This window comes from Corynebacterium sp., assembly GCF_030532715.1.
Lineage (GTDB): Bacteria > Actinomycetota > Actinomycetes > Mycobacteriales > Mycobacteriaceae > Corynebacterium.
Genome location: NZ_JAUNKO010000001.1, coordinates 508,521 through 530,866 on the forward strand (window position 1 = coordinate 508,521; position 22,346 = coordinate 530,866).

The 22,346-nt window shown below is 59.7% G+C and carries 17 protein-coding genes; 6 read left to right on the top strand and 11 right to left on the bottom strand.

The window, feature by feature from the left end; all coding sequences use genetic code 11:
- Positions 1-7: 7 nt before the first annotated feature.
- Positions 8-859, top strand: coding sequence for a hypothetical protein (locus tag Q4D83_RS02355; RefSeq protein WP_303172617.1), 852 nt, complete (start codon positions 8-10; stop codon positions 857-859).
- Here Q4D83_RS02355 and proB read toward each other — a convergent pair.
- The 4 genes from proB to obgE form a co-directional block, all read right to left on the bottom strand.
- Positions 856-2,037 (bottom strand): glutamate 5-kinase, encoded by a 1,182-nt coding sequence (gene proB, locus Q4D83_RS02360; protein WP_303172619.1) that lies wholly within the window; start codon positions 2,035-2,037, stop codon positions 856-858. The two genes, Q4D83_RS02355 and proB, sit on opposite strands and share 4 nt — an antisense overlap.
- A 23-nt stretch (positions 2,038-2,060) precedes the next feature.
- Complete coding sequence (locus Q4D83_RS02365) at positions 2,061-2,909, bottom strand: ABC transporter permease (RefSeq protein ID WP_303172620.1); 849 nt, start codon at positions 2,907-2,909, stop codon at positions 2,061-2,063.
- 18 nt (positions 2,910-2,927) lie between these two features.
- Positions 2,928-3,791 carry an ABC transporter ATP-binding protein gene (locus Q4D83_RS02370; protein ID WP_303172621.1) on the bottom strand — a complete coding sequence of 288 codons (864 nt, stop codon included), beginning with the start codon at positions 3,789-3,791 and terminating at the stop codon, positions 2,928-2,930.
- Positions 3,792-4,145: 354 nt separating this feature from the next.
- On the bottom strand, positions 4,146-5,648 hold the full coding sequence (gene obgE, locus Q4D83_RS02375) for a GTPase ObgE (protein ID WP_303172623.1): 1,503 nt from the start codon (positions 5,646-5,648) through the stop codon (positions 4,146-4,148).
- Positions 5,649-5,751: 103 nt separating this feature from the next.
- Between obgE and Q4D83_RS02380 the strand changes: the two genes are divergently transcribed.
- Complete coding sequence (locus tag Q4D83_RS02380; RefSeq protein ID WP_303172624.1) at positions 5,752-6,792, top strand: LLM class flavin-dependent oxidoreductase; 1,041 nt, start codon at positions 5,752-5,754, stop codon at positions 6,790-6,792.
- Between the two features lie 72 nt (positions 6,793-6,864).
- Here Q4D83_RS02380 and rpmA read toward each other — a convergent pair whose 3' ends face one another.
- From rpmA to ndk, 4 genes are all read right to left on the bottom strand, one after another.
- Entirely contained in the window at positions 6,865-7,131 is a 267-nt protein-coding gene (gene rpmA, locus Q4D83_RS02385; RefSeq protein ID WP_303172626.1) for a 50S ribosomal protein L27, read from the bottom strand.
- A gap of 46 nt (positions 7,132-7,177) precedes the next feature.
- The gene (gene rplU, locus Q4D83_RS02390) at positions 7,178-7,486 is read right to left on the bottom strand and encodes a 50S ribosomal protein L21 (protein ID WP_303172627.1); all 309 of its coding nucleotides are present in this window, start codon (positions 7,484-7,486) and stop codon (positions 7,178-7,180) included.
- 170 nt (positions 7,487-7,656) lie between these two features.
- Positions 7,657-10,524 (bottom strand): translation initiation factor IF-2 N-terminal domain-containing protein, encoded by a 2,868-nt coding sequence (locus tag Q4D83_RS02395; protein ID WP_303172629.1) that lies wholly within the window; start codon positions 10,522-10,524, stop codon positions 7,657-7,659.
- Positions 10,525-10,909: 385 nt separating this feature from the next.
- A complete protein-coding gene (gene ndk, locus Q4D83_RS02400; protein WP_303172630.1) occupies positions 10,910-11,320 on the bottom strand; it encodes a nucleoside-diphosphate kinase in 411 nt (136 codons plus the stop codon).
- 242 nt (positions 11,321-11,562) lie between these two features.
- Between ndk and Q4D83_RS02405 the strand changes: the two genes are divergently transcribed.
- From Q4D83_RS02405 to Q4D83_RS02420, 4 genes are read left to right on the top strand one after another with little or no spacing between them, the layout of a single operon-like run.
- A complete protein-coding gene (locus Q4D83_RS02405) occupies positions 11,563-12,990 on the top strand; it encodes a gamma-aminobutyraldehyde dehydrogenase (protein WP_303172632.1) in 1,428 nt (475 codons plus the stop codon).
- Positions 12,991-13,011: 21 nt separating this feature from the next.
- Entirely contained in the window at positions 13,012-14,391 is a 1,380-nt protein-coding gene (locus tag Q4D83_RS02410) for an NAD(P)/FAD-dependent oxidoreductase (RefSeq protein WP_303172633.1), read from the top strand.
- Positions 14,388-15,230, top strand: coding sequence for a universal stress protein (locus Q4D83_RS02415; protein WP_303172634.1), 843 nt, complete (start codon positions 14,388-14,390; stop codon positions 15,228-15,230). Before Q4D83_RS02410 ends, Q4D83_RS02415 begins: the two co-directional genes overlap by 4 nt.
- Complete coding sequence (locus Q4D83_RS02420; protein WP_303172637.1) at positions 15,227-16,801, top strand: APC family permease; 1,575 nt, start codon at positions 15,227-15,229, stop codon at positions 16,799-16,801. The genes Q4D83_RS02415 and Q4D83_RS02420 overlap by 4 nt, the downstream gene beginning before the upstream one ends.
- A gap of 4 nt (positions 16,802-16,805) precedes the next feature.
- On the opposite strand, the gene Q4D83_RS02425 is transcribed toward Q4D83_RS02420, so the two are convergent.
- Genes Q4D83_RS02425 through Q4D83_RS02435 form a run of 3 tightly spaced genes read right to left on the bottom strand, consistent with a single transcriptional unit; the run spans position 16,806 to position 21,393 of the window.
- A complete protein-coding gene (locus Q4D83_RS02425; protein WP_303172638.1) occupies positions 16,806-17,231 on the bottom strand; it encodes a DUF4233 domain-containing protein in 426 nt (141 codons plus the stop codon).
- Positions 17,228-18,703: a folylpolyglutamate synthase/dihydrofolate synthase family protein gene (locus Q4D83_RS02430; RefSeq protein ID WP_303172639.1), complete on the bottom strand. Its 1,476-nt coding sequence runs from the start codon at positions 18,701-18,703 to the stop codon at positions 17,228-17,230. The genes Q4D83_RS02425 and Q4D83_RS02430 overlap by 4 nt, the downstream gene beginning before the upstream one ends.
- Positions 18,700-21,393: a valine--tRNA ligase gene (locus tag Q4D83_RS02435; protein WP_303172641.1), complete on the bottom strand. Its 2,694-nt coding sequence runs from the start codon at positions 21,391-21,393 to the stop codon at positions 18,700-18,702. The genes Q4D83_RS02430 and Q4D83_RS02435 overlap by 4 nt, the downstream gene beginning before the upstream one ends.
- Between the last annotated feature and the right edge of the window lie 953 nt (positions 21,394-22,346).

The following is a 22,346-nucleotide window of genomic DNA, read 5'->3' on the forward strand; positions in this document are numbered from 1 at the left end:
CAAGCTCATGCGCTCAACCCTTGTGATAGCCGCCAGTGTGATGTTTATCGGCGCATGTAGCGCACACCTTCAGGCGAGCCCAGCCAGCACCACGACCACCCCCGCAACACCGGTAACAGTCGCTTGGCACGGCGATCAGTTCCTCACCCGATTCGGACACCACTGCACGCTTCGGGACGCCCACATAGAATGCCAGCAGGAAAAACACCAGGTGACGCTCACCCCAAACGGGGTGCGCCACGAACAACGGCGGCGACCAGCCACCGCGGAGCGCCAAGCCCTCCCCGCAATCCTGCCCGTCGGCGCGCGTATCGAAGATGAAGGCGCCCAGTGCACCGTCTCCGAAAAGGCCCTCGAATGTTCGATTCGTGGAAAGGGGAAGACACAGACGTTCCGTGGCAACGGCGTGCGCATGGACACCGCCGACGGCGAGTTGTACACCATAGACCCAGCGGTGGAGCCGCGCGGCGGCACTCCCACCGAGTTCGGCGGGATGCGCGGCCACAAATTTGCGATGCGCGACCCCGACGGCGGGCAGCTCGCATGTTTCATCCCCAGCAATCAGCGCCTCACCGAAGACCCCACATTCATCATCTGTGGCGCGAAAACCAAAGACGCGCTCAGCGGGCAATTCCGCATCGGCACTGAACTCACCGACCTCGGCACCGCCCGCCCCCAAGTACCGTTCGCAGACAACCCACAGCCCGGCCCGGTCAGCATCGCGCGTGACGACGTCCAGTGCGCCGGGGAAAGCGCCGCGCTAATCTGTCAAACGCCGCTTGGGGAATTCCAAATTACTACCCACCAAGCCGGCTTTGACAATATTCACCCGCTCAATGAAACGAGCAAACAACGCTAGGCGCGGGAGGCGTAGTTGCTCAGGTAATCCGCGTGCACAACAGGCTTGTGCATGCCCGCCGGCAGGTCAGAAGTGTGTTTGCCTATGATCCGGCCCAGTAGTGGGGAATCGTAGGCGACTTCGCCGCGCCCAATGATTTCCCCACCTGGGCCCACAATTTCCACAATCTCCCCGGCCTGGAACTCACCCTCAACGCTTTCGATGCCCACCGCAAGCAGTGATTTCCCGCCGCTAGTGACCGCGGTGACCGCGCCGGCGTCGATACGCAACGTGCCCGCAACGTCCGCGGCGTACAACGCCCAAAACTTCCACGCCGACAGCCGATTTTCCTTCGGATAAAACACGGTACCCACATCCGCGCTCCCCAACGCGGCACCAATACTCTCAGCGGAGGCCAACAACACCGGAATGCCGCAGCGGGACGCAAGACGCGCCGCAGAAACCTTCGAAGCCATACCGCCGGTGCCCACGATGCCACCATCGCCAGCGATCACATTCTTAAGATCGTTGCCGTCGCGCACCTCCGCAATAAACCGCGCGTCCGGCTCGGCGGGATTCTTATCGTACAGCCCGTCCACGTCCGAGAGCAGCACCAATGCGTCCGCAGAAATAAGGTGAGCAACAATCGCCGCCAACCTATCGTTATCCCCGAACCGCATCTCCGTGGTGGCAACCGTATCGTTCTCGTTCACAATCGGCACCGCACGCAACTGCCGCAATCGGTCAATTGTTCGTTGGGCATTACGGGCCCGATCACGGCGACCCGCATCACCCGCAGTTAACAACACCTGGCCGGTCACCCGGCCGTAACGTCCGAAACTACGCCCCCACTCGTGCGCCAAATGCACCTGGCCCACACTCGCCGCGGCCTGCTTGGTGGCAAGGTCCACCGGTCGCTGCGTCAACCCTAACGGCGCCATGCCCGCCGCGATCGAACCGGAGGACACCACAACAACGTCAGAGCCGGCCGACATGCGGGTTTGTACGGCGTCGACAAGCGCATCAATGCGTGCCGGGTCCACCACAAAATCAGGACCCGTCAGCGACGAAGAACCCACCTTCACCACCACGCGCTTCGCCTGCGCAATGCGCTCCCGCAAACTCGCCGGAACACCATTCGACGTTTTGCGATTGGACTGATCAGGCAAATACGGCGTCACCGGCAGCATAGAACTCATGGGTACATGGTAATGCACATCGGCTAATACCCCTGCCGCACTCGACGACCCTGGATTTGCGCCAGGCGGCTGCCGGACTGGCGGCGCGAAAGAACAGAAAGCGCACGCGGGGCAAACGCCAAACCGCCGACAAACCACAACACAGGCACCAGCAACGATTTGTACTCAACCGAACCAAACGCGTTTGGATCAAGAAGCGGACGAGTAATCTCACCAAGCCAATAAATCGGGAACACCTTCGCCACCGCGGCTACCGCATCCGGCAGCAGATCAATCGGAAACAGCACACCCGAAATAGACAAAATGCAGTACCCGACAAAGATCACCGGCAGCATCCACAATTGGCTCGGCGAAATCGCCCCCAACAACACCCCAATGGGCGCAACACTCAGCATCACAAACAACGACAGCGGGAATACCAGTAGAAACACGCGCACCGGGTCAGCAATCTCAATATTAGAGAAAAAGTGCATGACCACGAATAGCAACAACACCGTGAGAAAATTGGCTAAAAACAGGGATGATACCTTGCTGGCAATGTAGCTCGACATACCGTACGGCAACACCTTGGCGCGCAAAATAGTGCCGTTTTCCTGATCGACCATGATCTGCGAAGATACCGTCAGCATCCCCGTCATAGACAACGAAATTGCCGGCAGGGAGGCCAAGACCGCGCCGTAGGCGGGATCATCGCCCGGCAGGTCTCCGCGAAAATAGAGGAGTAACCCAAGCAGCCCCACCGGCGCAAACGCAATCAGCACAATCGCCATGGGACGAAATTTGTGGCGAATCTCTACGCCGCTGCGAACAACAGCGCTGCGCAATAATTGTTTGACGTTTCGGGTCGTTTTCGGTTGAACTGTAATGCTCATTGCAATCACCGCGTGCTTTCAGTTTTTGTGTTCAACGATTTCTAGATACAGGTCTTCCAGAGAACTGCGCCGCACCTCTAGATCCCTAATTGGCGTGTTCAACAACTCGCGCAACATGGGTATCGGATCATCGGTCCACGTTTCCTGGTAATCCCCCTGCGCATCCACCCACGAAACACGCGTACCGCTATCAAACTTTTCCCTCAGGCTGCGCGGGCTGCCATCCGCCACGATGCGGCCGTGATTCAGCAGGATGATCCGGTTGCACACCGCCTCCGCTTCCACCAAATCATGGGTCGCCCAAATCACCGTCTTTTCACCGGTGAGGGATTGCAGGGTGCCGTGGAACTTCCGCCGCATACTCACGTCGAACCCGGCGGTGGGTTCGTCCAAAATCAGCACGTCGGGGTCCCCCATGAGAGCCGCCGCAACATCCACCCGGCGACGTTCCCCGCCGGAAAGTTTTGCCAACCGCCGCCGCATCAATTCGCCTAACCCCAGCTGTTGGACCAACGTCTCGCAACGATTCACAGTCGCCGATTCATAGGCAGAGCGGAGATAGGCCAAAAACTCTTCAACGGTCCACTCACCGTGGTCGGTCCACTTTTGCAGCATGAGACCCACCCGCTCTTTGAGACGGTGCGGGTCGCTCGTCGGGCGGGCACCCATAAACGAAACAGTGCCAGTGGTTGGCAAGCGCAGCCCACACAACGTTTCAATCAGCGTGGATTTCCCCGCCCCATTTGGCCCCAACAGCGCAATCTTTTCCCCCGGCTTCACACGAAACGAAACCCCGTTCAACGCAACTTTCTCCCCGAACACCATACCGACATCGTCGCACTTCAACAGCACATTATTATCTCTGTATCCTGCTTCATTCATGATCATGTACCTCTAAAAAGTTGTTTGGGATGTTGAACGGCTCACGATAAAAACAACATGACAAGATTCAGGTCAAAATTATGTTGCTCTTTGTTAATATAACCATTCCCCCCCGTTCCAAACCAATAATCCGCTAGCGAGCGAGCACCGGCACATCGCCCAGGCTCAACGGGCATGGAGCGAGCCGAATACAGCCAAGCGCCGAACGGTTGATTGGTGCTCGCGCAATCGCGGCGTCGTTAACAGCATTAAAAGTTCGAAACCACGCACGGTAAAGGTAACCGTGAATGGTTTCGTAGCTGGAGGTGTTCGCTCCTTCGCGTGGCGCTTCAGCTTGAGCGCCTAGACCACCGGCTAGCCTTCCCAGCGTTCGCGGTCGGCGACTTGGCCTTCGCCGAAGTCGTATTCGTCGATCAAACCGCGGCGCACCTGCGATGCGCGTTTACGTTCGGATGCGGAGGTGCGTTCCCGACGCTCCAAGCGAACGTCTGTTCCCCGGCCGGTAAGGGGCGTATCCACGCCCGCGATGGTTGTCGGCTCCCAATCAAACGACAGCTCACCGATGGTCACGGTACAGCCTTCTTGGGCGCCCGCCTTCGCGAGGGCTTCCTCCACCCCCAACTTGGCCAAGCGGTCGCCGAGGTAGCCGATAGCCTCATCGTTTTCAAAGTCGGTTTGCTGGATCCAACGCTCCGCTTTTTCGCTGCGCACGATAAAACCACCCGGAATTTCGGGGTCCGCCTCGATGACAAACTCGCGCTGACCGGCCACAGCCTTTGGCCGGATGATCATCTTTCGCTCGGCCTTTTGCTGCGGCCGGGTGCGGCGATGCTCGTTGACGATCTCCATGAGCTTGTACTTAAGCGGGTCAAGCCCTTGGCGTGCCACGGTCGAAATAATAAACACCGGCCAGCCGAATTTTTCTTTGAGGTCATCGAGGACGAACTCAGCGAGTTCGCGGGCCTCCGGCACGTCCGCCTTGTTCAAGATGATCACCCGCGGACGGTCCCGCAGGTCACCCAACCCAGTATCCGCATCCAATGCGGATTGATACGCGGCGAGCTCCGCTTCCAACGCTTCAATATCGGAGACGGGGTCGCGGCCGGATTCCAACGTCGCCGCATCCACCACGTGGGCGAGCACGGCAGTGCGTTCGATGTGGCGAAGGAAGTCCAAGCCGAGGCCCTTCCCCTCGGACGCGCCGGGAATCAGCCCGGGCACATCGGCGATGGTGAAAGTATCGTGGCCGACGTTTACCACGCCGAGGTTCGGTTGCAGTGTGGTGAAGGGATAGTCGGCGATTTTCGGCTTGGCGGCGGACAGCGCGGACACCAGGGAAGATTTCCCCGCGGACGGGAACCCCAGCAACCCGACATCCGCCATGGATTTCAGCTCGAGCACCACATCATGCTCCTCGCCCGGTTCGCCTTTCAGTGCGAACCCTGGGGCTTTGCGTGCACGGCTAGCGAGGGCGGCGTTGCCAAGCCCCCCGTGCCCACCGGCAGCCGCGATGTACTGCATGCCTTCGGCGGTCATATCGGCAAGCACTTCGCCTTGTTCGCTCATCACCACAGTGCCTGCAGGTACCTGCAATACGAGGTTTTCCCCACGCGCACCGTTGCGATGATCGCCGGCACCGTTAGCCCCACGCTGGGCTTTCATGTGCGGGCGGAAATGAAAATCGAGCAGCGTGTGCACCTGCGGGCTCACTTCAAGAATAATGTCCCCGCCATGTCCACCGTTGCCGCCATCCGGCCCCCCAAGCGGCTTGAACTTTTCTCGATGGATAGATGCACACCCGTTCCCGCCGTCCCCGGCCTTCAAGTGCAGAACAACGCGGTCAACAAAGCGCGACATGAGCTTCCCTAAATCCCTACATACTAAAGCGCTTAATAATAGCATTTGGCCACTGGGGAAACCACTTGGGAATAGTTGACACGTCAACAGTGTTGTGAGGGGCATGAAGGCATTTGGATTTCTCAGCTTCGGCCACTACACCCTGGCTGCCGGCCGCTCCCCCGACTCCCGCAGCGTTCTCCACGACGCCGTCGAACTCGCCGAACGCGCGGACGAACTCGGCGTCAACGGTGCATATTTCCGCGTGCACCACTTCGCCACCCAATCGGCGGCACCGATGCCCCTACTCTCCGCCATTGCGGCGCGCACCAAACACATCGCGGTCGGCACCGGCGTCATCGACATGCGCTACGAAAACCCCCTCTACCTCGCCGAAGAAGCCGCCGCCCTAGACCTGCTCGCCGATGGCCGCGTCGCCCTCGGCGTTTCCAGGGGCGCCCCAGAGCAAGCCCATCGCGGGTGGGAATCGTTCGGCTATACCGGCTCGACGGATCCTCGCGGCGCCGATATCGCGCGCGCCAAATTCGAACAATTCCTCAAAGCTGTCGAAGGGCAGGGCATGGCGCCTGCCGACCCAACACACTTCAGCCCTGGCATCAAGTTGCCCGTCTTGCCACACTCCCCCACCCTGCGCCAACACATCTGGTGGGGCGCCGCCACCCGCGAAACCGCGGAATGGGCCGCACGCATGGGCACCAACCTGATGAGCTCCACCCTGTTAACCGAAGCCAACGGCGAAGCATTCGCCGACCTACAGGCCGAACAAATCAGCCGGTACCGCGCAGCGTGGGACCACCCCTTCACTCCGCGCGTTTCCGTGAGCCGCAGCATTTTCCCCCTCATCAGCGACGAGGATCGCCGACTTTTCGGACCCCAACGCCAAGATCGCGATCAAGTTGGCAGCATCGATGGATTCACATCCACGTTCGGTCGTACCTACGCCGCAGAGCCCGACCAGCTTATCGAGCAATTACGGAACGATGCCGCCGTGATGTCTGCCGACACCCTCATGCTCACTATCCCCAACCAACTCGGCGTGGACGCAAACTACCGAATCTTAAAGAACTTCGCCGAACACGTCGCCCCCGCCCTCGGCTGGCAACCCAATACGGCCGGCCCCGTCACCGGCTACCCCATCAAATAACCCCACCGTTCGAACACAAAAGCGCCGCCCCAAGTGCGATTTCTCGCGGGGCGGCGCTTTCGAATTGAGCTTCTACGCGGAGGCTGCTTCGTTTTCTACGATGTTGACCAGCTTCCGGTTGCGCTTGACGCTGAATTGTACGGCGCCCGGCTTCAGTGCGAAGAGGGTGTCGTCGCCGCCGCGGCCAACGTTTTCACCAGGGTGGAATTTGGTGCCACGTTGACGGACGAGGATTTCGCCGGCTTTCACCTGCTGGCCGCCGAATCGCTTCACGCCAAGGCGTTTTGACTCGGAATCGCGACCGTTATTGGAGCTAGATGCGCCCTTCTTGTGTGCCATTGTCTATTTCCCTCCTTTGGAAAATATATTCAGCCTGTGCCGGCTTTTACTTGGAAATGCCGGTGATTTTGACAACGGTCAGGGGCTGACGGTGACCCTGGCGCTTCTTGTAACCGGTTTTGTTCTTGTACTTCAGGATTCGGATCTTCGGGCCTTTGACATGCTCAACGATTTCGGCGTTGACGCTCACACTTGCGAGTTTGTCGGCGGTGGAAGTTACGTCGGCGCCATCGACGAGCAGAACCGGGGTGAGGGCCAAGGACGCACCCGGCTCACCCTCGATCTTCTCGACCTTGACGAGGTCACCTTCGGCAACCTTGTACTGCTTGCCGCCGGTCTTGACGATCGCGTACATAGGAGGGCTACCCCTTTATCTATAAACTCGGGTCAGGCACCGCACTTCAATCAAGCAGTGGCCTGAATTTACTGTCTTACTGCATTTTGCGTTCCTCGGCGAGGGGTTAACCCCGCCTGAAACTGCGACTTTCGAAGCCTACCCCTTGCAGGGTATAAACACCAAACCGCCTAGTTTGATCGGTAGGATTTCCGAACTACTCGCCGCCGCCCGCGTGACGAACGTACGCGGCTGGCCGGTGCGGGTTGTGCTTCCGGCTCGGCGACTCGTTCCCGCTTGGAAGTTGCGGCGCTCGCTTGGCTGCGGCGAACCGCCCGCCTACGGCCGCGGCGAATGGATGTTTCAACGACGGCTTCGACATGTTCGGCAACCGCATCAGACGCTTGGCGACGCCGCGGCTCCTCCGCCGTATCTTCCTCCCGCACCTGAGCGATCTCGTTGCGACGCTTCGTGCCCGCCCGGCGTCGACCGCGCCGCCGCTTTTCGATCACTTCTTCTACCGCTTCCGTGACCGACTCCGAGTCGGATTCTGGGGCGCTGTCCACATCGACAAAGTCCGCGGGGTCGGGGCGCCGATCGGAACGGGAATTGCCTCGGGTGGATCGCTTCCGACGCGGGGACGCCTCAAACGCAGCAACCGCTTCTTCGTAGGTTTGTTTGTGCTCGCGGACGTCGTCATCCTCGGCGATAACCACCGCGGCGGCGAGCTCTTCGATGGTCGGTTTCTTGTCTTCCTCGCCTTCCGCACGGTGCATCGCCGTTGCGGCGGGGTGCTCGCCCACCGGTTGCACGTGCCGCGTCGTCGACGCGAACTTCCGCCGCGTGGTGCGCGGTTCTTGGCCGTCCACGGGATCTTCGTGCAGGATAATCCCTCGACCGCCACAATGTTCGCATTCCGTGGAGAACGTTTCCAGCAGCCCGGTGCCCAGCCGCTTGCGCGTCATCTGCACCAGCCCAAGGGAAGTAACCTCCGAAATCTGGTGGCGGGTGCGGTCACGGCCCAGCGCTTCAGTCAGTCGCCGCAGCACCAAATCCTGGTTTTCCGGCAACACCATATCGATGAAGTCCACCACAACCATGCCGCCCAGATCGCGCAATCGCATCTGGCGGACAATCTCCTCCGCCGCCTCCAAATTGTTGCGCGTGACGGTTTCTTCAAGGTTGCCGCCGGAACCGGTGAACTTGCCAGTGTTCACGTCGATCACGGTCATCGCCTCGGTGCGGTCAATCACCAGCGTGCCGCCCGACGGCAACCACACTTTCCGCGACAACGCCTTAGCCAACTGCTCATCGATGCGGTAGTGCGCGAACACGTCTTCACCGTCGTGGTCCGCAACCTCGTAGCGCTCTAGGCGCGGCATCAAATCCGGCGCCACGGACTGCACGTAAGAATGCACCGTGTTCCACGCGCGCTCACCTTGGACGATAAGACGGGTGAAATCCTCGTTAAACAGGTCACGCACGACCTTGACCAGCATGTCCGGTTCCTCATACATGGTCACCGGTTTCGCACCTTTGCTCGCCTTTTCCTCCTCGGTGCGTTCGGAAATGTGTTCCCACATACTATGCAGCCGGCGAACGTCTGCGGCGATCTCTTGTTCGGTAACTCCCTCGGCGGCGGTGCGCACAATGGCGCTGCCCTGCGCGGGGAGAATTTCCTTTAAAATCTCCTTCAAGCGGCGGCGTTCCGGCTCCGGCAATTTCCGGGAAATACCCGCGCTGTTGCCGTGGGGAACATACACCAAAAAGCGGCCCGCCAAGGAAATCTGGGTAGTCAGCCGCGCACCCTTGTGCCCCACTGGATCCTTAGTCACCTGCACCAGCACCTGATCACCAGATTTGAGCGCTTGTTCGATGCGGCGGGCGCGTCCACCGAGGCCCGCGGCGCGCCAATCCACCTCGCCGGCATAGAGCACGCCATTGCGCCCCTTGCCGATATCAATAAACGCGGCTTCCATGCTGGGCAACACGTTTTGCACTCGGCCGAGGTAAATATTTCCCACCATGGTGGTTTGCGATTCCGAAGTGACAAAGTGCTCAACGAGCAAGTCGTCTTCCACCACGCCGACTTGGGTAATCAAACCTGCCGCGTCGGTGCGTTGCCGTTCCCGCACCACCATGGAGCGTTCCACGGATTCCCGGCGCGCCAAAAATTCTGCCTCGCTGACAATGTGACGCTTCTTGCGGTTCTCTTCGCGGCGGTCTGCCCGACGCCGACGTTGCGCCTCCAAACGAGTCGAACCTTTAATCGCTACCGGCTCGGGCGAGGGCTCTTCCTCCACCACAACGTCAGTATCGACGGCGCCCCTCCCGCGCCCTTTACCTCGCCGACCGCGCCGTTTGCGACGGGCTCCGTCTTCGACACTATCTTCGCTTGCATCCTCGGCGGGCGGGGAGAGAGTGGTTTTCGCCGGAGTTTCGCCCTCAGGGGCCATAAAAATTGGCGTGACAAAGTTAGGACCGTCCGCGGGCACTGGGGTGATGTCCGGCACCACGTCCTCGAGGAGTTCAGCCTGCTGTTCTTCCTCAACCGCCGCGGCGAAATCCTCCAGCTTCTGATCAACCTTGCGTTCAATCTGGCGGATCTCGTTCGCAACGTTTTTCTCTACCCGGTGGCGAAGTTTCTGCTGTTCTTCGCTGGTTTCCTCATCGTGAGGCTCCGGTTCGTCACTGGCGGCAGGTTCATCGTGTTCAGGTTGGCTCGCCTTGGATTTCGGCGCCGCCTTCTTCGCCTTTGCGCCCTTGCCAGCCTTCGCTTTCGGCGCGTCCTTGCGATCCTTGTCCGCAGGTTTGCTGCTTGGCTCGACGGCCTCCGTCGAGGGTTGCTCCTCGGATGGGGTGAGCGCGTCGAGCAATAAATTTGCCTCCGACAGGCTCAACGTAGACTGGGCGACTTTGACCAGCCCAAGTCGGTCGAGTTCGATAACAAGTTTTCTGGATGGCACGCCCAGCATCTTTGCCAATGCGTGCACCCTTGTTTTAGCCCCTAGCTGGGAGCGATCAAAATTCTTCAAATTATTTCCAGTGGTGTCAGCCACCGTTTCTCCTTTAACCACGCATGCAAAACTTCCCCGGGCGCGAGGCACACAAACCTAGATCGCGAGCCGCACAGGGAATGAACTTTTTCAAGCTTCACGCAAGGCGCTGAAACGCCTCGCCAAAACTATTGTTTCACACTGCGGGGCGTTCGCAGTGTCCAGCGTGGCCAAATCGCCACCCCGGTGGCGCACGCATTCCCCTTTGACAGTGCAGTACCCGCCTCTTCGCCCGCACACGCCGGCTCGGCAACACCACCGCAGCGCACCCCTATGCGGGGGACACCTTATGTGGCCATGCGCAGGTCAAACGAACACACGAATGAAAAACAGGAAATGAAAAACCGCCCCGGGGCGGGGCGGCAGTCACGCGCACGGCGGCGACGCGTTAGAGGCTTGGGAACCAGATCGCAATTTCACGGGCTGCGGATTCGGTGGAATCGGATCCGTGCACCACGTTGGAAGCCACCTCGAGGGCGTAGTCGCCACGAATGGTGCCGGGGGTTGCTTTACCAACTGGGTCGGTGCCGCCAGCGAGCTGACGCCAGGCTTCCACGGCGCGGGGGCCTTCGACGACACCGGCGACCAAGGGGGCGGAGGTGATGAAGTCGACCAGTTCACCGAAGAACGGCTTGTCTACATGCTCGGCGTAGTGCTTTTCAGCGGTGGCTTTATCGGCGACGCGCAGGTCCATGGCGACCAGTTTCAGGCCCTTGCGTTCGATGCGGGCGATAATTTCGCCGACGAGGCCGCGTTCGACACCGTCCGGCTTGATCAGAATCAGGGTACGTTCAGTCATGGTTCATAACTTACCTTGCGTACGTTGCGGGTCATTACCCCGCCAACAGGTAAATCTCCAAAGTGGACAATATGGGACGAAAAATTCGCCGCGGCGACTAAAGACGCATCAGTGCTGTGACAGGCACCATGGCCAACATGTAACGCAGGTAACAGTCGACCGTTGCAGGTGAACGGGCACACTCTTTTCGGCTGCTCGGTTGGTGCTACCTCACTCTCACACCCACGGTAGGAGCGCATCCCATGTCCCACTCGCGTAAACAAAACTTCATTCGCAACGAATTCTGCGAAGCCAATGGCACAGAAAACCTCACGCTGATCAGCCCGGTCACCGAGGAGGAGATCGGCATCAGCCCCATTTCCGATCAATCGGACGTCAACCGCGCCGTCGAAGCCGCCGCAGAAGCTTTCACCACCTGGCACAGGACCACCCCCTCGGAACGCCAGGAGTATCTGCTCAAAATCGCCGACGCCATGGAACAGCACGCGGACGAGCTTGCCGAGATCCAATGTGAGGAAACCGGCCAACTGGTAGCCATGGTCAAGTCCGAGGAAGTCCTCGCCGGCGTGAATCAAGTCCGCTTTTTCGCTGGCGCGGCGCGCATGCTCAACGGCCTCTCCACCGGGGAATACATGGAGGGGCACACCTCCTCGATTCGCCGCGAACCGCTCGGCGTCATTGCGCAAGTCACCCCTTGGAACTACCCGCTGATGATGGCGGTGTGGAAGTTCGGCCCGGCGCTGGCCGCCGGCAACACCATTGTGATCAAGCCTTCAGACACCACCCCCAGCTCTACGCTGAAACTGGCGGAAATCATGGGCGAAATCCTGCCCCCTGGCGTAGTAAATGTGGTTCTTGGCGACGCCAGCACCGGCGCCCTGCTCGTCGAGCATCCGCTGGTACGCATGGCAGCCATCACCGGTTCCGTCCCCGCGGGCCGCGCCGTTGGGCGCTCTGCTGGCGAAAACCTCAAGCGCAGCCACTTGGAACTCGGGGGTAAGGCGCCGGTAATCGTATGCTCCGACGCGGATTTGGAAGCCGCGGCGGAAACCATCGCCGCCATGGGTTTGTTCAACGGCGGGCAGGATTGCACCGCCGCCACCCGCGTCATTGTCCAGCACGATGTGGCGGAAACGTTTACTGACTTGCTCGTTGCCGAGGCCGAAAAGCTACGGCCCGGGCACCCCACCGATGAAGGTGCGTTCTACGGCGCCATGAACAACGCCAAGCATTTTGAAAAAGTGCAGCGCGTGCTCGCAGAGCTCCCCGGTCACGCAACTATTCGAACTGGCGGTACGCGTGCGGGCGACCGGGGCTTCTACCTCGCACCAACCGTGATTACCGGACTGCGCCAAGACGACCGAGCCATCCAGGAAGAAATTTTCGGACCAGTGCTTACCGTGCAAACCTTCGAAACTTTCGACGACGCGTTAGAGAAGGCGAACGACGTCGCTTACGGACTCGCCTCCTCCGTGTGGACTTCGAATGTTCATACCTCAGAACGAGCCAGCCGCGAACTTGAATTCGGATGCGTGTGGGTGAACTGCCACATTCCGATCGTCGGCGAAATGCCGCACGGCGGGTTCAAGGACTCCGGCTACGGCAAGGACCTCTCCATATACAGCGTGGAGGAATACACCCGCATCAAGCACGTCATGGTTGCCCACTAACTCCAAAAGGAATGCACACACATGTCTGAACCAAATCACGTTGTAGATGTTGCCATCGTCGGCGCCGGGCCCGCCGGCCTCGCCGCAGCGTATCGACTGCAACAAGAAGGCCTGTCCGTACACGTGTTAGAAGCCCGCGATCGCGTTGGGGGCCGCACCCGCAGCGACGTCATGAACGGCGCCTGGTACGAAATCGGTGGCCAGTGGGTCTCCCCCGACCAAACCGAATTGAAAATTCTGCTTGCTGAGCTCGGCTTGGAAACCTACCAACGGTACCGCGAAGGTGAATCCATCTACCTCGCCCCCAACGGCGAGGTTCGCCGCTACACCGGCGATATTTTCCCGTGCGCCCCCGAAACCCAGCAGGAGATCGAACGCCTGATCAAAATTCTGGACGGCTTGACGGCCGCCATGGATCCGGCAGCGCCCTGGGAGCATCCCCAGGCCCGCGAGCTGGACACGGTCAGCTTCAAGCATTGGCTCGAACAACAAAGCGATGATGAAGAGGCCCGCAATAATATCGGCCTGTTTATCGCTGGCGGCATGCTCACCAAGCCAGCGCACGCGTTTTCTGCGCTGCAGGCGGTGCACATGGCGGCGTCGGCAGGCAGTTTCTCTCACCTCGTGGACGAGGATTTCATTCTCGACGCCCGTGTCATCGGCGGCATGCAAAAAGTATCCCTCACCCTCGCCGACCGTATCGGGCTCGAACACATCACCCTGGCCTCCCCCGTTCGAACGATCAACTATTCGAACCCGAACTACGTCACGGTGTACGCCGACAACGACATTTCCGTACGCGCGCAATACGTCATTTTGGCGGTACCTCCGACGCTGTACCATCGCATCAGCTACGTGCCGGAAATGCCGCGCTTGCAGCACCTCATGCACCAGCACCAGTCCATGGGTTTGGTGATTAAAGTGCACGCCACCTATGACACCCCCTTCTGGCGCGACAAAGGCTTATCCGGCACCTGTTTCTCCGCCGCGCACTTGGTGCAGGAGATTTACGACAACACCAACTACGGCGATCAACGCGGCACCCTCGTCGGTTTCGTCTCCGACGAGAAAGCCGATGAAATGTTCAAACTCAGTGCAGACCAGCGCAAGGAGACCATCCTCGCGGCCATGGCGGACATGCTCGGCGAAGAGACGAAACACCCGGTGGCCTACTACGAGTCCGACTGGGGTTCGGAGGAATGGACGCGCGGTGCCTACGCCGCTTCCTACGACTTAGGCGGGCTCAGCCGCTTCGGCCGCTACAACACCACTCCCGTGGATCGGATCCATTTTGCGTGCGCCGATATCGCCGGCGAGGGATACCAGCATGTCGACGGCGCGATCCGCATGGGCCACGCAGCCGCCGCCACTGTGAGCGAACTACTACGGGAGCATCGATGAAATGCATTGTCGGTTATGAGGCGACCCCCACCGGCGTGGATGCCATCACCGCCGGCGTGGACCTTGCCCGTGGCCTGAACCTCGAACTGGATGTGGTACTTGTACTGCGCCACCACAATGAATTCAGCCAAGAGTACCCGCCCACAGGTACGAACGATAATATCCTCATTCGACAAGGGTTCAAGTGGCTGGAAACCGCCTTAGAGATGATCCCTGCGGATGTTTCAGCCACTGGTCACCTCGTATCTGCCGCCTCCACCAGCCAAGGTTTAGTGCGCACCGCCCGCAATACGGGCGCGGACATGATCGTGGTGGGCGCGGCGTCGACAAGCCCGTTGAAGCGGCATCGGCTGGGCAGCGTGGCGCAGGATTTGCTGTACGGTTCGCCGGTACCCGTAGCGTTGGCGCCGCGCGGATATCGCAGCACCGGAATCCACCGCCTCAACTGTGCGGTGGGCCGACGCCCAGGCTCGAAATCCCTGGTCACTGTGGGATTACGTCTCGCGGAGCACGCCGAGTTGCCGCTCCGTTTGGTGGCGTTGACCACCGACCGTGACTCGGCACTCGCCCACACCCAAGAAGTACTCGAAAAAGCTGTCGATGACAGCGGCATCACGTTGGATGTTGCTATTGAAATTGGGCAAGGGGAAGACGTCACGGAGGCAGTCCGCAGCGTCGGGTGGCGCGACGGGGATCTGCTGTTTGTGGGGTCCTCACGGGTGGCCACGTCCCACACAGTATTCCTCGGGGCGGTATCCATGAAAATCCTGCGTGAGCTGGAGGTACCCATGATCGTGGTGCCGCGAGACTACACCATAAACCACGGAGGTTCGCCATGAGTGACTCCTTTGTACAAAAAGGCCTATCCAGCAACTCGGTAGGCATGATTTCGGCGGCGGTCATCGGCATTAGCTGCATCGCACCCGCGTACACACTTTCGGGAGGATTGGGGCCAACGGCGAGCGAGGTTGGCCAACACCTACCCGCAATCTTCCTCGTGGGTTTTATCCCCATGTTTCTCGTAGCTATCGGCTACCGCGAACTCAACGCCTCCATGCCGGATTCCGGCACTACGTTCACGTGGGCGACGCGCGCATTCGGGCCGGTAATCGGCTGGCTCGGCGGCTGGGGCTTGCTCGCCGCCACCGTACTAGTGCTGTCCAATTTGGCCGGCATCGCCGTGTCCTTCTTCTATCTATTACTCGCCCAAATATTCGGCAAGCCGGAGGTGGCGGAATTAGCCAACCACACTGGCGTCAACGTGGCCACTTGCTTCGTGTTTATCGTGATCGCGGCCTATATTTCCTACCGCGGGATGGACACCACCAAAACTCTGCAATACGCGTTGGTGGGTTTCCAGCTCGTAGTGCTGGTGCTGTTTAGCTGCATGGCGCTATACAAAACTAACACCGGCCAAGCGTTCGATCCCACGCCAATTTCGCTGGAATGGCTCAACCCCTTCGGCGTGGAAAGTTTCTCTGCCTTCGCCGCGGGTATCGCCTTATCGGTGTTTATTTACTGGGGCTGGGATGTGGTGCTCACCATGAGCGAGGAAACAGAAGGAGCACATTCCACGCCGGGACGCGCGGCTACTGCAACCATCTTGGTAATCGTCTTTTTGTACCAATTGATTGCGTTCGCAACTGTGAGCTTTTCCGGCACCAGCGACGGCCAATACGGACTGGGCAACCAGGCAATACAGGCCAATATTTTCGCCAAGCTCGCCGGCCCAGTCATGGGACCACTCGCGATTCTCATGTCCCTCGCAGTGCTGGGCAGCTCTGCCGCCTCGCTGCAATCCACATTCATTAGCCCGGCGCGCACCCTACTCGCCATGGGATACTACAAGGCACTGCCGGAACGCTTCGCACATATTTCCCCAAAGCACCAAACGCCGGATGTGGCGACGTGGGTGGCCGCAGGCATCTCCTTCGCCTTCTATGCGATCATGCGTGTGATCAGCGAAGCGGTGTTGTGGGACACGATTACCGCGCTAGGCATGATGGTGTGCTTCTACTACGCGATCACCGCATTCGCCTGCGTGTGGTATTTCCGGAAGGAAAGCTGGCGCACCCCGAAAACGCTAATCAACCAGCTGATTTGCCCCCTAATTGGCGGCGTACTGTTACTGATATTCTTCGTACAAACTTCCTACGACGCCATGGATCCAAGCTATGGTTCCGGTTCCTCACTGTTCGGCGTTGGCCTCGTGTTTATCTTGGGCGTGCTCGTGCTGGTCAGCGGCTTGGTTGTGTTAGCTATCACGTGGTTGCGCAGCCCCGATTTCTTCCGCAGCAAGGGGCTACGCCGCGGCCTACCCAGCGACGATGTGGTGCTTATGGACGACACCACCATCAGCGTGTTCGACCACCCGGCCGAACGGGAACCTTCAACAACCCGGGAGTCCTAGGCACCTACGTGTGCTGGGTAGTCAGCAACCCTCGCCTCATGCGTTCGATAAGGTTGCGGCGCAGGTGCAGGATGTACCACCACACCGCGGCGAAAATCAGCGCCATCACGCCCATCGACGAATGCACGAAAAACCCAGCCACAGCAAACACCTGAAGGGCGAGGTTCAGCCAGATCGCCCACGGCTGGCGTTGCACAAACGCCGCAGCCAGCATGGCAATCCCGACGGCGGTGACGTACCCCCAGTTCAGCGTGGTCCAATACACACCATCGTCCACGCGTGCGATGACGGTAAGCACGAGCAGGATTGCGATTGCCTCCATCACCAACGTGCCCGCCATCACCCCACGCAAGCCCTTCATGGGGTCTTTGTCCGGCGCGTGCCCGGGCCCAAGCGGGCCGTATTCCACTGGCTGAGTGGACTCGCTCATGCGGGATCCTTTCCAAAGAGTGTGCGAGCTTCACCGGCGGTAACAACCGAACCTGTGATCACCACGCCGGATCCTGATACAGGTTCACCATAATCCGAAACTTCCTCGGCCAGCGACACCGCAAGGGCGACAGCGTTGGGCAGCTGATCCGCCACGTGTACGCGCTCCTCACCAAAAACCTCGCGGGCAATTTCCGCAAGCTCCTCGGCGGGCAAAGCTCGCGGCGAGGTGGTCTGCGTACACACCACCTCCGTGAGATACGGCTCCAATTCCTTGACGACGCCGCGGGCATCCTTATCGCCGAGCACCCCCACCACCCCGATCAACCGGCGAAAATCGAAATCACGCTCGAGTGCCGCGCCGAGGGCTCGGGCGCCATGCGGGTTATGCGCGGCGTCGACAAACACCGTCGGCGTTGCGCGTACACGTTCGAGTCGACCTGGGGATTGGACGGTGGCAAAGCCTTGACGCACGGTGTCGATATCCAACATGCGCCCCGACCCAGCGCCGAAAAAGGCTTCGACGGCGGCGAGGGCACAGGCCGCGTTTCGTGCTTGGTGTTCTCCGGACAGCGGGAGGAAGATGTCCTCATAAACGCCGCCGAGACCACGCAGATTGAGTTGCTGCCCGCCAACCGCGATGCCGGCTTCGACCACGCCGAATTCCGAACCTGCCCGCGCCACCGCCGCATCCACTTTGATAGCTTGTTCGAGGATCACCTTAAGCGCCTCAGGTTCCTGCTCGGCGACCACTGCCACGTTATCCGGCGGCGCAAGCAGGTCATTGACATCCCAACGGGATTTAATAATGCCCGCCTTTTCGCCAGCAATCTCAGAAAGCGACTCGCCAAGGTAATCGGTGTGATCAACTCCCACCGGGGTGATCACCGCGACATCCGCATTAATCACATTGGTGGCGTCCCAACGCCCGCCCATCCCGACTTCAACGACGGCGACTTCGACGGGGGCGTCGGCAAACGCCGCGTACGCCATGGCGGTAAGCACCTCAAACTTACTCATCCGTGGCCCGCCCTGACGTTCGGATTCCGCATCAACCATTTCCACATAGGGCTTGATCTCCCGCCAAATGCGCACATAGTCGCGCGGATGCAACGGCACCCCATCAATGGAAATACGTTCGGTAACCAGCTGGAGGTGCGGGCTCGTCGTGCGGCCGGTGCGCCGATGAAACGCACGCAACAGCGATTCGATCATGCGTACGGTCGAAGTTTTGCCGTTGGTGCCTGCCACGTGAATCGCGGGAAAGGAACGCTCTGGGTTGCCCAGCAAATCCATGAGCAACTTCATACGGTCCAACGTGGGGTCAATCTTGGTTTCCGACCACCGCTGATCCAGCTCCGCCTCCACCACCGCAAGTTCCTGCAAATCTTCCGGGGTGATTTCCAGTGACGGTGGCGTCGGCTCGCTCTCGCCTAACGGCAGCGTCAGCCCATCCTCGTCGAACGAAATCATGAACCCAGCTCCTCCAGGCGAGCGGTAATACGATCGAACTCTTCCTGTGCGACCTGCTGGCGGGTACGAATCTTGGCCACCACAGCTTCCGGCGCCTTCGCCAAAAACGCCTCATTGCCCAGCTTTTTCCCGGTGCCTTCAAGCTCCTTCTTCGCCGCGGCGAGGTCCTTTTCTAGGCGCTTACGCTCGGCGACAAGGTCCACAGTGCCGGAGGTATCCAACTCCACCACCACCGTGCCTTGGCTCAAGCGCACCTCAATAGCTGCGGACGGCACAAAGCCCTCCCCCGGCTCCTCGATCCGAACGAGCGAGCGGGCTATCGCCTCTTGCTCCACGAGGTCCGCCGCAACAAAATCGACGCGCGCAGGAACCTTCTGGGAAGGCTTCACACCCTGATCGGAACGGAAACGCCGGATCTGTGTAACTAGCTTCTCTAGGTCCGCCATGCGGCGCGCCGCCACGTCATCGTTGGCGCGAGGTTCGCGCGGCTTGGGCCAATCAGAAACCACCAAGGATTCCCCATCGGTAAGCGCACGCCACAATGTCTCAGTAACAAACGGCATCACAGGGTGCAGCAAGCGAAGCACGTTGTCCCACACATGGCCCAACACCAGGCGAGTATGGGCGCCGCACTCCAATTCGGCCGGAGTGGCGGTCGCGGCGTCGCGAGGAATTTGTACCTTGGCAATCTCTAGGTACCAGTCGCAAACCTCACCCCACACGAATTGGTACAACGCCTCAAAAGCTTTAGCGAACTGGTAGCGGTCCATGTAATCGTCCACTTGGGCGCGCACAGCCTCCAAGCGATCGAGGATCCAACGGTCCGCATCCGTCAGCTGAGCAATCTCCGGCAGCTCCCCAACCTCAGCGCCGTTCAGCAACGCAAACTTTGTGGCATTAAACAGTTTGGTGACAAAGTTGCGGGAGCTTTGCGCAGCATCCTCCCCCACAGGCAAATCCACGCCAGGATTCGCGCCACGGGCCAACGTAAAGCGCAACACATCAGCACCGTAGCGCTCCACCCAATCCATCGGGTCGATGCCATTGCCCAGCGACTTGCTCATCTTGCGGCCATGTTCATCCCGCAACAAGCCATGCAAATAAACATCGCGGAACGGAATCTGCGGGCGGCCCTCCGGCGAAAGCCCCAGCGGCGAATCGGGCAGCGAGGCCGCGAAAGTAGCGAACATCATCATGCGCGCAACCCAAAAGAACAAAATGTCGTAACCCGTGACAAGCACCGAGGTGGGATAGAACTTAGCCAAATCCGCGGTAGCTTCCGGCCAACCCATCGTAGAAAACGGCCACAGGGCAGAAGAGAACCACGTATCCAAGACGTCCGGATCTTGCACATACCCCGCCGGGGGCTGCTCGTCTGGGCCGACGCACACGACTTCGCCATCGGGCCCATACCAAACTGGAATACGATGTCCCCACCAGAGCTGGCGGGAAATCGTCCAGTCATACATGTTGTCCACCCACTCGAAGTACCGCGGCTCTTGCGACGCCGGGTGGATCTTGGTATCACCTTCACGGATCGCATCACCGGCCATCTTGGCCAGGCTTTCCACCTTCACAAACCACTGTTCGGAAAGACGCGGCTCGATCGGCTCGCCAGAGCGTTCGGAATGGCCAACGGAATGCACATACGGGCGCTTCTCCGCCACAATGCGACCCTGCGCCGCCAACGCCTCCCGCACCTTCACACGCGCAGTGAAGCGATCCATGCCATCAAACTCGGTACCCGTACCCGCAACATGACCAGTAGCGTCCAACATGGTGGGCATATCCAAGCCGTGGCGCAGGCCAAGAGCATAGTCATTGGGATCATGCGCCGGGGTGATTTTCACCGCGCCCGTGCCGAACTCGGGATCCACATAATCATCCGCAACCACAATCATCTGACGGTCCGGGATAAACGGGTGAGGCAAGTGCTTGCCCACAAGCCCGGCGTAGCGGGAGTCGTCTGGGTGGACGGCCACCGCGACGTCGCCAAGCATAGTTTCCACGCGGGTGGTGGCAACGATCACGTGCGGCTCGGAGTCATCGAGCGAACCGTAACGAATAGACACGAGCTCGCCTTCGACATCCTTGTACACCACCTCAATATCGGATACGGCGGTTTCCAATTTCGGCGACCAGTTCACAAGCCTATTCGCCCGGTAAATCAACCCGCGATCAAACAACTCTTTGAAAATCGTTTGCACGGCGCGGGACAGGCCCTCATCAAGCGTAAAACGTTCACGGGACCAATCCACAGAGTCGCCAAGCGCACGCATCTGCCCACTAATATGGCCACCATACTTCCGCTTCCACTCCCACACCTTGGCTACAAACTCTTCGCGCGTGTAATCGAAACGGTCCTTCCCCTCCGTTTCCTTCAGCATCGCCTCAACCTTCGACTGGGTGGCGATGCCCGCGTGATCCATGCCAGGCAACCACAACACCTCAAAACCCTGCATGCGCTTGCGGCGAGCAATGGTATCCATCAAAACATGATCTAACGCGTGCCCCATATGCAGCTGGCCGGTCACGTTCGGCGGCGGCAGCACAATCGAAAACGCAGGGCGCTGAGACGCGGCGTCGGCAGTGAAGTAACCGCGGCTTACCCACTCATCATAAAGAGTCGCTTCAACAGCTTTCGGATCCCATTGCGCGGGCAATTTGTCAGCACGGCGTTGTTCAGTCATACCGCTCATCTTAAAGAATGAAGCAACTCACCCCAGCATCAGGTACACAGCGCCACCGCCACAACACTCCAAACAACAACACAACGCCCATTCGCTACACACCACAACAACCCGGAAATGCGGAACCGCTCGCAATAGTTCACGCTCGGATCTGCCCTGTTGCGGGGTGCGCACTCAGGCAGATTCGACACGGTGGTACTGGCGGGCTGGGGAAACACCAGGATCCCAGTACCACGTCGCAGGATCTGCCTCACTCCGGAACACGCATTCAGGCAGATTCGACACGGTGACTCCGGCGGGCTGGGAAACATCGGGGTTCCGGCGTTGTGTTGTCGGATCTGCCTCGTTGCGGATCGCGCACTCAGGCAGATTCAACACGGTGACTCCGGCGATCTAGGGAAACACCAGGACCCCAAAAACACGTCGCCGGATCTGCCTTGTTGCGGATCGCGCACTCAGGCAGATTCAACACGGTGACTCCGGCGATCTAGGGAAACACCAGGACCCCAACAACCCTTCGCAGGATCTGCCTCACCTCGAAACACGCTCCCAGGCAGATTCGACATGGCAATCCCAGCGGGCTGGGGAAACACCAGGATCCCAGTACCACGTCGCCGGATCTGCCTTGTTGCGGATCGCGCACTCAGGCAGATTCGACACGGTGACTCCGGCGGGCTGGAGAAACATCGGGGTTCTGGGGTTGTGTTGTCGGATCTGCCTCACTTCGGAGCGCGCACTCAGGCAGATTCGACACGGCAATCCCAGCGACCTAGGGAAACACTAGAATCCCAACAACGCTTCGCCGGATCTGCCTTACTTCAAAACACGCTCCCAGGCAGATTCGACATGGCAATCCCAGCGGGCTGGAGAAACATCGGGGTTCTGGGGTTGTGCTGTCGGATCTGCCTCACCTCGAAACACGCTCCCAGGCAGATTCGACATGGCAATCCCAG